General features: G+C 47.7%; 16 protein-coding genes. 9 read left to right on the forward strand and 7 right to left on the reverse strand.

Annotation, left to right across the window (positions count from 1 at the left end; all coding sequences use genetic code 11):
• Positions 1–308 precede the first annotated feature (308 nt).
• Entirely contained in the window at positions 309–734 is a 426-nt protein-coding gene (locus H6F88_RS27845; protein ID WP_242050745.1) for a biopolymer transporter ExbD, read from the forward strand.
• Positions 735–802: 68 nt separating this feature from the next.
• Positions 803–1,075: a Precorrin-3B methylase gene (locus H6F88_RS27850; RefSeq protein ID WP_190646054.1), complete on the forward strand. Its 273-nt coding sequence runs from the start codon at positions 803–805 to the stop codon at positions 1,073–1,075.
• 34 nt (positions 1,076–1,109) lie between these two features.
• On the opposite strand, the gene H6F88_RS27855 is transcribed toward H6F88_RS27850, so the two are convergent.
• Entirely contained in the window at positions 1,110–1,496 is a 387-nt protein-coding gene (locus H6F88_RS27855) for a VOC family protein (RefSeq protein WP_190646055.1), read from the reverse strand.
• Positions 1,497–1,551: 55 nt separating this feature from the next.
• On the opposite strand from H6F88_RS27855, the gene H6F88_RS27860 reads away from it, so the two are divergent.
• From H6F88_RS27860 to H6F88_RS27880, 5 genes are all read left to right on the forward strand, one after another.
• Positions 1,552–2,295 carry a trimeric intracellular cation channel family protein gene (locus tag H6F88_RS27860; RefSeq protein ID WP_190646056.1) on the forward strand — a complete coding sequence of 248 codons (744 nt, stop codon included), beginning with the start codon at positions 1,552–1,554 and terminating at the stop codon, positions 2,293–2,295.
• A gap of 64 nt (positions 2,296–2,359) precedes the next feature.
• Positions 2,360–2,629: a hypothetical protein gene (locus H6F88_RS27865; protein ID WP_190646057.1), complete on the forward strand. Its 270-nt coding sequence runs from the start codon at positions 2,360–2,362 to the stop codon at positions 2,627–2,629.
• Between the two features lie 421 nt (positions 2,630–3,050).
• On the forward strand, positions 3,051–4,526 hold the full coding sequence (locus tag H6F88_RS27870; protein ID WP_190646058.1) for a CoA-acylating methylmalonate-semialdehyde dehydrogenase: 1,476 nt from the start codon (positions 3,051–3,053) through the stop codon (positions 4,524–4,526).
• Between the two features lie 293 nt (positions 4,527–4,819).
• A complete protein-coding gene (locus H6F88_RS27875; protein WP_190646059.1) occupies positions 4,820–5,179 on the forward strand; it encodes a hypothetical protein in 360 nt (119 codons plus the stop codon).
• A 224-nt stretch (positions 5,180–5,403) separates the two neighbouring features.
• A complete protein-coding gene (locus tag H6F88_RS27880) occupies positions 5,404–7,263 on the forward strand; it encodes an AAA family ATPase (protein ID WP_190646060.1) in 1,860 nt (619 codons plus the stop codon).
• Between the two features lie 40 nt (positions 7,264–7,303).
• Here H6F88_RS27880 and H6F88_RS27885 read toward each other — a convergent pair whose 3' ends face one another.
• On the reverse strand, positions 7,304–7,837 hold the full coding sequence (locus H6F88_RS27885) for an AMIN domain-containing protein (protein ID WP_199333832.1): 534 nt from the start codon (positions 7,835–7,837) through the stop codon (positions 7,304–7,306).
• Here H6F88_RS27885 and H6F88_RS27890 point away from each other — a divergent pair.
• Complete coding sequence (locus H6F88_RS27890) at positions 7,836–8,393, forward strand: GNAT family N-acetyltransferase (RefSeq protein WP_190646061.1); 558 nt, start codon at positions 7,836–7,838, stop codon at positions 8,391–8,393. The two genes, H6F88_RS27885 and H6F88_RS27890, sit on opposite strands and share 2 nt — an antisense overlap.
• Before the next feature lie 181 nt (positions 8,394–8,574).
• Complete coding sequence (locus H6F88_RS27895; RefSeq protein WP_190646062.1) at positions 8,575–8,880, forward strand: RNA-binding protein; 306 nt, start codon at positions 8,575–8,577, stop codon at positions 8,878–8,880.
• Positions 8,881–8,989: 109 nt separating this feature from the next.
• On the opposite strand, the gene H6F88_RS27900 is transcribed toward H6F88_RS27895, so the two are convergent.
• The 5 genes from H6F88_RS27900 to H6F88_RS27920 all read right to left on the reverse strand — a co-directional run bounded on the left by H6F88_RS27900 (position 8,990) and on the right by H6F88_RS27920 (position 12,950).
• Positions 8,990–9,343 (reverse strand): hypothetical protein, encoded by a 354-nt coding sequence (locus tag H6F88_RS27900; RefSeq protein ID WP_190646063.1) that lies wholly within the window; start codon positions 9,341–9,343, stop codon positions 8,990–8,992.
• An 82-nt stretch (positions 9,344–9,425) separates the two neighbouring features.
• Positions 9,426–9,611 carry a hypothetical protein gene (locus tag H6F88_RS27905; RefSeq protein ID WP_190646064.1) on the reverse strand — a complete coding sequence of 62 codons (186 nt, stop codon included), beginning with the start codon at positions 9,609–9,611 and terminating at the stop codon, positions 9,426–9,428.
• Positions 9,612–9,991: 380 nt separating this feature from the next.
• Positions 9,992–10,645 (reverse strand): hypothetical protein, encoded by a 654-nt coding sequence (locus H6F88_RS27910; RefSeq protein ID WP_190646065.1) that lies wholly within the window; start codon positions 10,643–10,645, stop codon positions 9,992–9,994.
• A 250-nt stretch (positions 10,646–10,895) separates the two neighbouring features.
• A complete protein-coding gene (locus H6F88_RS27915) occupies positions 10,896–12,065 on the reverse strand; it encodes a benzoate/H(+) symporter BenE family transporter (RefSeq protein ID WP_190646066.1) in 1,170 nt (389 codons plus the stop codon).
• A 48-nt stretch (positions 12,066–12,113) separates the two neighbouring features.
• The gene (locus tag H6F88_RS27920; protein WP_190646067.1) at positions 12,114–12,950 is read right to left on the reverse strand and encodes an AraC family transcriptional regulator; all 837 of its coding nucleotides are present in this window, start codon (positions 12,948–12,950) and stop codon (positions 12,114–12,116) included.
• Between the last annotated feature and the right edge of the window lie 21 nt (positions 12,951–12,971).

Genomic DNA, 12,971 nt, shown 5'->3' on the forward strand with positions numbered 1-12,971 from the left:
TCTGTTTTTAAACGCCTGTTATAGACAAAATTAAACGCCTGTCAAATATACTTTTTTACTTTAATCTGCGAGTTTTAATAAAACCGTATACGCTCTTATAAAAACCTCAAAATAGACAATCAAATCTGTTTATGAGTAATAAGAACGTTTAGACATCAGATCTGGGTTCAGGAAGCTAATCTGCTGAACCCTTTTAGTTTTTGTCTCTACTTCATCAACGAGCAAACAACGAGCAAATCTTTAGCCACCTGAATCTGACTGACTAGATCAACAATCAGCCCTAAAATGAAGTTGACAGCAGAAGCTTGATGAGGCGTGATTTAGCGATGCGATTCAATCGGTCTAAAAAGCAAGAAATGCCAGAGATTAACCTGGTGCCAATGATGGACGTTCTAATGACCATCCTGACGTTTTTCATCATCGTTTCGATGTCTGCTCAGTTTGGTTCGCAAGCATTAGATATTACACTTCCCAATGCTGACTCAGGAGCTAATGCTGTCAACTACCCTGATCCATTAATTGTAGGAATGAATGAGCAGGAACAACTTTCCTTGAATGGTCAACCTGTGAGTCAAGAACAACTGAGCCAGCAGATGCAAGCGTATTTGAGTCAGAATCCAGAAGGTTCAATTATTTTGCAGGCAGATTACCGACTACCCTACCAGCAAATTGTTAATGTTCTGGGTCAGATGCGAGCGATCGGAGGCGATCGCGTTTCCCTAGGAATTGACTAGATGGCATCAGAGCGGCTGAGGAAGATGAGAGTGAGTTAGGATCGGGAAGAGGACGTTGCAATTGAAGTATGGCACAGCAAGAACCCCTCCCCGAAAAAGAATTAATCAAAGAAGTCTGTCGGCGAATTCGGGTTGCCCGCAGCTATTGGGATGCTCATAACAATCGAGCTTGTCGGGGTGAGCGAGAACGCGCTCTGGCACTTTACAACACTCTGACCAAAGAGCAAAAAGACCAAATTCCGCAGGAGTTGCGGGTGTGGTTGCGCCATCGCAGTGAGAAATATTTTGGGGCACACCGAACCCCGCCTAAGTCAAAACGCTCGAAGCGATCGCCCAAATAATCCATTAGTCTTCAAAGCAATATACTAGTTTTGCTCAAGCCTGATAAATCTCTAAAGGCAATCCATCAGGGTCTTGGAAAAAGGTAAACTGTTTTCCCGTCAGGTGATCTACTCTCACCTCTTCCACAGCAACTCCTTTTGACTGAAGTTCCGCAACCGATTTTCCAATATCTTCCACCACAAATGCCAGATGCCTCAGCCCACAAGCTTCAGGGCGACTGGAGCGATCGGGCGGATTGGGGAAAGAAAACAACTCAATCTGATCGTGTTCACCGACTCTCAAATCTAACTTGTAAGAGTTTCTTTCTGCACGAAATGTTTCCGCAATCACTTCAAACCCCAAAGTCTCTACATAAAACTGTTTTGACTTCTCATAGTTAGAGCAAATGATGGCAACGTGGTGAATTCTGCTCGTTTTCATCGGGATAGGTAGTGTGTTCGGTTATGCTTTCTATGCTAATCGCAATCCTGCCACTATGTTTTTCCATTCCCCTGACAGTTATTGGTTTGATGTTTTGCTCACGTCGGCTTTGCCTCGTGATACGGCGATCGCCTATCACTTACAGCGGCTTGCATTCTTTGGATATGTGATTGAAGTTGGGGCTGTGATTACAGCATCTCTATCTGGAATGCTGGCTGCTCAGACTAAACAGCTAGATTTCGTGGGTATCTACATCGTGGCATTTGTCAATGCATTTGGGGGTGGAACGCTGCGAGATCTATTGTTAAATCGACGACCTTTGTTTTGGGTAGAGCATCAGGAATATCCGCTGATTGTTTTGCTGATGGCTATTATCTTTTTATATTCGCCGCGAATTTCAATTCCTCACCAACCTGTGACTGGAAGGTTATTTACGATTATCGATGCAATGGGTTTAGCTCTGTTTAGTATCTCAGGAACATCTTACGCGCTCACCTTTCGAATGCCTTACCTGGTGGCATCGATTATTGGCGTAATTACAGGTGTGTTTGGTGGAGTGTTGCGAGATGTCCTATTAGCTCAAATTCCAATGATCTTCAGGACTTCAACTTCCTTATATGCAACCTGTGCCTTTATAGGTTCCTGGACATTTTTATTGGCGGTCAGTCTCGATATTCCAACTGCCACGGCAACTTTCTTGGGGTTTATGGTGACATTAAGCTTGAGAATGCTCTCAGTGCGCTACTGCATTACCCTTCCTCAACCCCGCTACCTCAAGCAACAATCTGTCCCAAAGTAGGATGCTACTTTGCAAAGATTGCTAAAGGATAGGAAAAGATTCAAAACTTGGAGTGTGAATAGCCATGACCGATCGCCCAACGAATCAATCTTCCAAGCCTGATGAGAACAAGCAGAATGCAGCTCAAAAGCCAGGTGAAACTGGCGATCGCCCCACCGATACCTCCAAAACTTATGACGTAATGGACTTAGTATCTAAAGGTGGGTATGAAGGCGACCCTCAAGAAATCTTGGGAAACCCTGGAGTTGCACCCGAAATGTATCAAGAAGGACGAGATTTAAGAGTCGATTTGTACAGAGATGCAGACGAAACTTCTACAGATCAGGATGCTTGAAACTATTCCTCAGAAAAGGAGCGATCGCTGATCTGACAATACTCTGAGAACACTTTGATAGGGGGGAACGAAGGTTTTGCCCCTATTGATGTAATACCGATTTAAATAGGTTTCACGACACATTAACTCCTTGTAAGGGCGAATGGCCATTCGCCCTTGTGGGCATCTGCATTCTTTTCAAATCAAATCGGTATAAAACCCCTCTCAGAAATCCTTACAGCAATTCTCACTTCTATAAACCACAAACCCCTGTAGGGACGGTTCGCGAACCGCCCCTATGCTATGGCTTACTCTGCATTCATGACAAACAACGAATGACCTGTGACCAATGACAAATAACGATAATATCTAAAACAGTGGCCCAAAACAGCGTCATCTGAGCCACACTGTGCATTACCAGACGCTTGAGGAATGTTGCTGCATGAGTACAAACGACCTGGCAAATTATATTAACGGTCAATGGGTTGTTCCAGATACCACTGATCTTCTGGAAGTCACCAATCCTGCCACACTTGAGCAGCTTGCCAGGGTTCCTTTGTCTGTAGCTGGAGAAGTTGAGCGGGCTGTTGAGGCTGCATCTGCTGCATTTGTGGAATGGCGGCGAGTACCCGCTAACGAACGAGTGCGATATTTGTTTCGGTTACGAGAACTTCTAGAAACACACTTTGACGACTTAGCCCAGACCATTACACAGGAGTGTGGCAAAACGCTGGCAGAGTCGCGCGGCGAAATGCGACGGGCAGTTGAGAATGTCGAAGTTGCCTGCGGTATTCCGATTTTGATGCAGGGCTACAACTCAGAAGACATTGCCAGAGGTGTGGATGAAATCATGATTCGTCAGCCGCTCGGTGTGACGGCAATCATCTGTCCGTTTAACTTTCCGGGCATGATTCCTTTCTGGTTTATGCCCTATGCGATCGCCTGCGGCAACACTTGCATCGTCAAGCCTTCCGAGAAAGTGCCTTTGACAATGCGAAAAATATTTGAACTGATCGATCAGTTAGATTTACCTCCCGGTGTGTTGAATTTGGTGAATGGGGCGAAGGATGTAGTCGATGCAATTTTGGATCATCCCGCCATTCGAGCTGTGAGTTTCGTCGGGTCAAGCCCTGTAGCCCGTTATGTTTATAGCCGTGCTGCCGCCAATGGCAAACGTGCCCAGTGTCAGGGTGGTGCAAAAAATCCGGTCATTGTGTTGCCCGATGCCAATCTCGACACGACCACTCGCATCATGGCAGATAGTGCCTTCGGCTGTGCCGGACAGCGCTGCCTTGCCGCCTCGGTTGCTATCACGGTCGGAGAGGCGCGACATAGTTTTACTGAAGCGATCGCCACTGCCGCTGAATCTCGCGTAGTCGGCTACGGACTCGACCCTGGAGTCGAGATGGGCACCGTGATTTCGGCTGAAAGCAAAGCGCGAATTGAAAAACTCATTCAGCGGGGTGCAGAAGAAGGAGCAAAAGTTTTAGTAGACGGACGTAGACCTCAGATCCCAGGCTATGAGCAGGGACATTTTGTGCGACCGACGATTTTACAAGATGTGCCGCCAACTGGGGAAATCGCTCAAACCGAAATTTTTGGACCGGTGTTGGGTTTAATTCATTTAGACACCATTGAAGAAGCGATCGCCCTGGTTAACCGGGGGCAATATGGCAATATGGCCTGTCTGTTTACCAGCAGCGGTGCTGCCGCCCGCAAATTTCGTTACGAAGTGGAAGCCGGGAACATCGGCATCAACATCGGCGTAGCGGCCCCAATGGCGTTTTTCCCCTTCAGCGGCTGGAAGGAAAGTTTCTTTGGCGACTTGCACGGTCAAGGTCATCATGCTGTCGAATTCTTCACTCAGACCAAAGTCGTTGTCGAGCGCTGGTTTCAGGAATGGTCACGCACCTTCTAGCCCTAACCCCCAACCTCAATTTCAAATTCCCAAAAATATTTTTTTGCGGGGTGAGGGGTTTCACCCCTCATGGGGGTATACTGAAATCAATAGATGCACCCTGATGGTTCCCCAGCAGTCTTCGGACTGGCTGGGGCTTACTTTTTGCCCTTTATTCAGCTTCTTGCATGAATCTATCTTTTGAAGCGTGAATGGTGGTGCGATGAAGCCGCACCACCATTCACGCAGGAGATTTATTCAGACCAACCGTTAGATTGATGCAACTGAATTAAAGGCTGAGCAAAATATCAAGCATGAACGATCATCCGTTTGACCCCTCTAAGCCCGATCAAAATTCCTATTCTGGGAATGGGAGACATTTGCCAGATCTCGCACCCCAGGAGAGTGAGCAACAAGAACTAATACGGACAGATCTGACACCAGAAGGAAGTACACCACTCACCCCACAGGAAAGAGATCAAGAAGAGCCAGATCTGGCCCAGCGGCGGCACGAAGATGCTACGGCTACTCGCAGAAGCTTGAAGCGGCTCTACCTTTCTCTGTTAGCAATTGGTATTGGTCTAGGGGCACTGGTATCGGTCGGTTTGGTCTTGCTGCTTGATCGCTTTGACCTGATCAATCCCTCCGTCGAAATTCGGGAACCCGTTGAATAGATTCGGTTATTACTATAATTTTCTCTAAAAAGAGGTTAAAGATGGAAGGGCACCCCGCTAGCGGGGTGCCCTTCCATCTTTAACCCTAATTTTTGGAATTGGTATTACTGCTTTTATTGCAAACTGTAACGCTCAAATTACGCCCAAAATATCTCCTCCTGAAGCACAGCCCACACTCCCGAAGCGGGTGACTATACTGAAAACACTGGACTGTGGTAACGACGATGAGCGATCTGTTTAAAGAATTTGAAGACCTGATCGATCAAGGATTTGAAGATCTTCTCTACTTTGTGCGGGAAATCGAAGGCAGAAATGAAGGGTTTCAAACGGAAGTAAAAACTCGTCGCAGTACCTCTTCGGATGCGTCTAGTCGTGCGGGTCGTACAGCCGAGAGCGATCGCCCTCGAACCAGCTCGACAGAGCGATCGCCTTCCAGTACTGCTAATCCATCCGCAAGTACAACCACTGATCGCGTTATCGTCACCCCACCATCAGATAGTTCTCTACAAGGCGTGGGTGGACTGTCAGAGGTTTTTCGAGAATTAAGAGAACTGGTCGAAATTCCGCTAAAGCGTTCTGAACTGCTGACAATGCTAGGTTTAGAACCGACGCGAGGAGTTCTTTTAGTCGGGCCACCTGGTACAGGGAAGACCCTTTCTGCCCGTGCCCTGGCTGAAGAGTTGGAGGTTAACTACATTGCCATCGTCGGGCCAGAGGTGATGGGTAAATATTATGGAGAAGCCGAAGCCCGTCTACGCCAACTGTTTGAGAAGGCAGCTCGCTCTGCTCCGTGCATTATATTCATCGATGAAATTGACAGCATCGCGCCCGATCGTTCCAAGGTGGAAGGCGATGTTGAGAAACGAGTAGTCGCTCAATTGCTGAGCTTGATGGACGGATTTGCCAGAACCAAAGGCGTGATCGTTCTAGCAGCCACGAACCGTCCTGACCACCTCGATCCGGCTTTGCGTCGTCCGGGTCGGTTTGACCGAGAAGTGCAGTTCCGCATTCCCGATCGCGATGGGCGACTAGAAATCCTCACCATTCTTACAGAAGCGATGCCACTGGAGCGATCTGTTGATTTGGGGGCGATCGCTGACCTCTCAGTCGGTATGGTTGGCGCAGACCTAAAAGCGCTATGTCAAAAAGCTGCTTACACTGCCCTGCGGCGACTGATCCCCTCACTCAAAGCACCCGTTCCGCGCACGATGACAATTACTCAGGCAGATTTTCTCCAGGCTATTAAAGAAATTAAACCTGCTGTGCTGCGATCGGTTGAAATTGAGTCTCCTCAAGTTTCTTGGGATAGCATTGGCGGTTTAGAAAACGTCAAGCAAATTCTTCAGGAGTCCGTCGAAGGAGCCTTACTTTATCCCGAACTGTATCAACAAACCGGAGCCAAAACGCCGCGCGGAATTCTCCTCTGGGGTCCTCCCGGTACAGGCAAAACCCTTTTGGCAAAGGCGGTTGCCTCCCAAGCCAGAGCAAACTTTATTGCGGTGAATGGGCCAGAACTGTTGAGCAAATGGGTAGGCGCGTCTGAGCAGGCCGTGCGAGAAGTGTTCACCAAAGCGCGCCAGGCTTCTCCCTGTGTTGTGTTTGTGGATGAAATTGATACGCTGGCACCTGCAAGGGGCAGCTTTTCAGGCGATTCAGGAGTGAGCGATCGCGTTGTAGGGCAGTTACTCACCGAGCTAGACGGCTTACAAGAATGTGCCGATGTGTTGTTAATCGGAGCCACCAATCGTCCTGAAACCCTTGACCCTGCTCTCTTACGGGCCGGCAGACTGGACGTACAGCTAAAAGTAGACTTGCCCGACCAGGCAAGCCGTCTAGCGATTCTCCAGGTTCATAACCGAAAACGTCCTTTGGCAGATGTAGATTTAGCAAACTGGGCTACCCAAACCGAAGGCTGGAATGGCGCTGACCTAGCACTTTTGGGTAATCAAGCTGCTCTAGAAGCAATCCGCCGATATCGGGCTCAAGGGCATACCGATCCCAGTTCTATTCAAATCACGACCGATGATTTTGCAGCGGCTCATCAGTGGATTTCTGACCAGCGAGCGGCAGCAGGACTTGCATAATGAGAGGAGTAGGAGACTGCCCGCGATCGCAACCCTACTATCAAAATCGTCGAGGGGTGGGTAAGTCAATGCTCCATTGTGCTGCGGTCGCTCCCCGCACCTGCACCTCATCTGGATCTAAGGTGTAGCCGGGGCTAAGCTCGACCACAATGCGAGTGGTCTGCTCCTCAAATCGTCCGACTCTGATCTCTTGAATCGGATTTCGAGAAGGTTGCCTTACGGTCGTCCGACTAAAGATAATTCCGGGTAAATCTACGGCGAGCCGGGTTGGGTTATTAAGCAATTGCACTCTGGGTTGCACACTAACGTCCGTTAGAAAGACCAAACGATTTGCATTTGCATCAAATCGCCAAAACTGAAGCACGGCTGCCTCTGCGGGAGCAGCAATAACACTTGCAGCCAGTACGATAGCGGGCAATACACTAAACTTTGACCAGCGGGATTTCATAACTCTAGGTTTCGTCGTTAATATTTTTGGGTGGGAGGATGGCGATCGCCACCACTCTTTTACCGTCTTATCAGAAGCTTGACGGGAAAATTCCTTAATTTGTTTACGCTCCACTCCTCCACTCATGCTCAAATCTCCTCGTCTTATTTTCAGGCATTTCTTCCCAGCTGACTTAAATCAGCTTTATCAGGAGATTTACAGCCATCCAGGGGTTGCTAGAGCTTTGTCTCCAACAGGTTCACTCACCTTTGAGCAGACCACTCAGATCTTACATAGACGGCTAGACCATTGGCAGAAGCACGGATTTGGTGTGTGGGCGCTCGTTTACAAGCAAAACCAGCAATTGGTGGGGCACTGTGGTCTGCATTATTTAGGGGATACATCGGAAGTCGAGCTAACCTATGCTATTAATCCATTTTATTGGAGGCAGGGATTAGCAACTGAAGCAGCCAGCACCGTTTTGCGCTGGGGGTTTGACACGCTTAAGCTCCAGCAAATCGTTGCCGTCACAAGTCCAGAAAATGTCGCCTCTCGTTGCGTCATGCAAAAGCTGGGTATGAAGTACGAGAAAAACATAGAGTATGCAGCGACAGAAGTGGTTTACTACAGCCTGCAATCTAAAACATTTAAGTCTGAAACATTTAAGTCTGAATCACATCTGAGCGAACATTCTTTTGACTGATTTGTTTAGAGTCATGAAGATGCTGCACAGAGTCGAGAATTCTTGTGTTATGTTGGTGATTGAGAATTAAGTATCGGTTGCAGCGTTTGTTTTTAGTCTTGACGAGTTTTTCACGTTTGGTTCTGACAGGCTTCTCTCCGAAATCTCAATCTCTACACACCTCTGATTTTGGAGAAAATCTATGTCAATCTATGTAGGCAATCTGTCTTACGAAGTTACTGAGGCAGACATGACCTCTGTATTCGCAGAATACGGTTCAGTCAAGCGAGTTCAGCTTCCCACTGATCGTGAAACAGGTCGGATGCGCGGCTTTGGTTTCATTGAAATGGGTACCGATGCTGAAGAGCAAGCTGCTATTGATGCGCTTGACGGCGCTGAGTGGATGGGTCGCGACATCAAAGTTAACAAAGCTAAGCCTCGCGAAAACAACAAAAGCTCATTCGGTGGCGGCGGCAATCGTGGCAGCTTTTCCTCTAGCAGATACTAAAATTGCAGCTTGAGAAAGCAGTCATAACCTTAGAAACCTAAGTGAAAAAAGAGAAGGGCTTTTGCCCTTCTCTTTTTTCTTTGCGCCTTCCTGAATTTATCCTTAACCTCTAGTTAGAGAAAAGTTGTTTGAACAGTGCGGTCCCAATACCGCCCAACACAGCTCCGACAACTGCTAAGACGGGCACCAGTAGCAGCGCATAGCCCATTCCCTGCCCTCGAAAAGCAAGATCGTCAAGGATGTAGGACTTAAAGAAAACAAATGCTATTCCTCCTGCTCCGGCAATCGCAGAGGTAACCACCCCTCCAACAAAGATTCGAGCAAAGGTTGGTAGAAAGGACCTAGAAGACTTGTAAAAAATAGCTGCTGCCACTCCAGCAAGTAGGCTAATGACAAAACTGCTGACTATGCCAGGAAGCACAGCATAAATTAGAAATAGCCAGCAAACAAAAATTAACCCCATAGAACTCTAACCAAAACGGCGCTAACCTTCAATTTGGGGTAATTACTTTTAGGTGATTGAAACGTCAAAAATGACGCAGCAGCTATCGGCTTCTATTGATCATGGCTTGGAGACGCTCTAGGGGATACTCTGAGACAAAGCTTTCCCAGGTAGTGTAATGCCCATTGAGCCGGTAAACATACAGTACGCCATTAATTCGACGAGTGGCAGTGACCAAATTGAGCATTCTGGCCATGTTGAGACACTGGGTCAATTCATCTGCGGTCATAGGTCGTTACTCTTATGGGCTGAGCGCGAAGCGGCACCAGCAAAACTTAGATTCTAGTTTGCTGACTCCTCATTGTATGCGATCGCTAGAAGAAACAACCCCTATTTCTTACCCTGACTTAGTGCTTCTTCAAAATGTTGTTTTAACTAGGGAGAGGTACTTAAAACTCTTGGCTAACCCTAGTTTTATTACAAACATTTATATATTTGATACTTGGCAGCACAAATTAAGAGATGGTTAGCCCCCCGTTATCGACCCGCATCAAGGGCTGATGGGCTAGTGCCAATCAGTCACCTGAAAAACCTATCGCTTTATCGCTTGTCTTTCTTGGAGTTGGCTAAACCAAGCTCTATCAGAGGAGTTAGGGAATCACATGTTTACTATGATGCCGCACTCGCTTTGGCGGACTCTTTAGAGAGACTGTATTGTCCTTTCTTACCCCGATACCATTTGTTGTTCTTCAAGCCAATCGAAAGCACATTAGAAACGCGATTGCGAGCATCATTGCGGGCATCTTTAGGAGTTGCCTCGATAAACAGAGCATCTACAATACTGGGTACTTCAAACACTTTGTCGGGTTCCTGATGCAGGATATGAGCAACCGCTTCAGGAAGTGAGGTTTTGATAAACTCCTTCCGCATGTAGCGCCGCCAAGCGGTGTCTCGTCCAGTGATTTTTTCGGGTTGCTCCTCTTCGGAGGACTTACTACCCTTGCCCGCAGGTTTTCTAGACTTCTCTTTGGTGGGTGCTTTCACTTCAGGCTCGTCTAAAGTATCTTCAGGCTCAGGAGATGCTTCTGATGAGTCAGTAGATTCAATCTCATCATCAGTCTCAAGGGTTTTATCTAACAAATCCGCAGTGCTACCCGTTGAACTGAATAGCCCAATCACGGTTTGCAGGCTTTGACGCTTCTCCTTTAAAGCTTCCAGTTGGCTAGCTAGGGCAGCCGCTTGTGCAGCTAAATCTGAGTCAGCTTCCAGTAGCTTAATGAGAGTGGGATCATTGGTTTGACCAGTTTTCTGAGGCTTGTTCATGGGAATTGTCCTTAAGTAAGTTGAGTTGAGTAGCAATTCTGGGCAGAAAGTCACTGTTGCAGCGAGTCTGGTTGAGATAACACTGACAAGTCAGGACTTTTAATCGAGAGTCATCAGGTAACTGCAAAGAAAAGCACTTGAATGACTTTCTATTGTGACTAGATTAACTCATGAATGAGTAACATAAACAATTTTGTCAATAGTTATTGGTCATCAGTCACGGATTGTTATACCAATTCCAAGGTTTGTTTCACCTTTTCACTTGTGAGATCGCGATCGCCAGTCCACCTGCAACCAATCCCCAAAAGGCTGAACCGATGCTAAATAAAGTGATTCCGGATGCTGTCACCAAAAACGTGATCAATGCGGGTTCTCGTTCTTTTTCCTGAATCAGCGCGGTCAGCAGTCCATTGCCAATTGTGCCTAATAGAGCGAGTCCGGCGATCGCCAGCACCAGTTCTTGAGGAAATGCTGCAAATATGGAACCCACTGTGCCGCCAAACAAGCCTATGATCAGGTAAAAGACTCCGGCCGCAATGGCTGCAACATAGCGTCTTGCTGGATCTTCATGTGCTTCTCGCCCCATGCAAATGGCAGCAGTAATGGCAGCAAGATTTAATGCAAACGCACCAAAGGGTGCCAAAACTAATGTTGTAGCACCCGTCCAACCAATTAAAGGAGAGATGGGCACGGTGTAACCAGAAGCTCGAATCACCGCGACCCCAGGCACGTTTTGAGAAGCCATGGTGACCACAAACAGGGGCAAGGCTACGCCAATGAGTGCGCTAAGTGAGAAGCGGGGCGTCGTCAGCACGGGTTCTGCCAGTTGCAGACGCACGGTGTCGATTTGCAGTAGTCCTTGAGAACCTGCGATCAGAATTCCTAAAATCAGTGCAGTCACCACGGCATAGCGGGGTGAGAATCGACGCATGATTAAGTAGATGCAAAACATTGAGAAGGTCATCACAAACTGCGTCTGCATTGAGATGAAGACATCTAGCCCAAACCGCAACAGCACACCAGCCAACATTCCTGCTGCGATCGACATTGGAATTCGGTTAATTGCTCGTTCAAACCAACCACTAAATCCACAAAGCGTAATCAATACTGCTGAGATCAAGAATGCCCCGATCGCTTCTTCCATCGGCACTCCGGTTGCTGTGGTGATTAGCATGGCTGCACCTGGTGTAGACCAGGCTGTCACGACTGGCACTCGATAGCGCAGAGACAGCACAATGCACGTTAATCCCATGCCCAACCCCAGTGCCCCCATCCATGAGCCGATTTCTGCCGGGGATGCATCAAACGCTTGAGCCGCCTGAAACACAATCACGGCAGAGCTAGTAAACCCAACCAACACGGTGACAAAACCTGCGATCGCCGCAGAAACAGAGAAATCTTTTAGTAAGGTAGTGTGCATCGTTAGGATGAATGACCAGTAGTCTTCCCAAGATACAGACGCTCGAATTCACCCGTATTGGATAGAATTGTCCTTCTGGTATTGACCTGGAGTAATTCCAAAGGCACGTTTGAAGGCGCGATTCAGGTGGCTCTGGTCGTAAAACCCGTGTTCCACCGCAATTTGGGACAGCGGTTTAGATGTTTGTAGCGATCGCTTTGCCTGCACTAGTTGCCAGTGTCGTTGATAGCTATGGGGTGGTAAGCCAACCTGCTGCCGAAAACTGCGAATCAGATAGTAGGGACTCAATCCGGTTAGCTGCGTCAGCGTTTCAATGGAGATGTTTTCAGCATAGTGAGACTCCAAGTAATCTCGAATGATTGCAGTCGCTTTTGTTTCTGGTTTGGGCGATCGCCAGGAATACAGCAGCGTACCATGTCTTACAAATAGCTGTGAGAAAGTCTCAAGCAAATGAGATTGTTGCTCTAGGTGAGAGGCGGGCTCAGCCAACGCTTGAAATAAGGTGTGAAAACAGAACCGCAATGATTGATCCCGAATGACAGGTTGAGTGAAATGGGGCAATCCTTTTCCCTGCCCTTCCAGTTGAGCCTGGATCTGTTCAACTAACGGCACACTAATATAGATATTGCGAAACGTCCAGCCTGCCTTAGATTCGGCTTGCCCCGTGTGTACCTCGCCTGGATTGATTAAGTTAAAACTGGTTGGATAGGCGCGATGGGTTTCTCCCCGATACAAAAACTGCCCCTGCCCCCCTTCATTCATGCCGATCGTGTACTCTTCATGCATGTGCTTGGAAAAAGCATGATGAAACAGTCGGGCACTGAACAGCTCAACGCCAGATACATCTGTTCTCCACAACCTGGCAAATTCTGTGTCTGAGTTCATAGTCAGAAGATGATATCTAAG

The organism is Oculatella sp. FACHB-28, from assembly GCF_014696015.1.
Lineage (GTDB): Bacteria > Cyanobacteriota > Cyanobacteriia > Elainellales > Elainellaceae > JAAUTN01.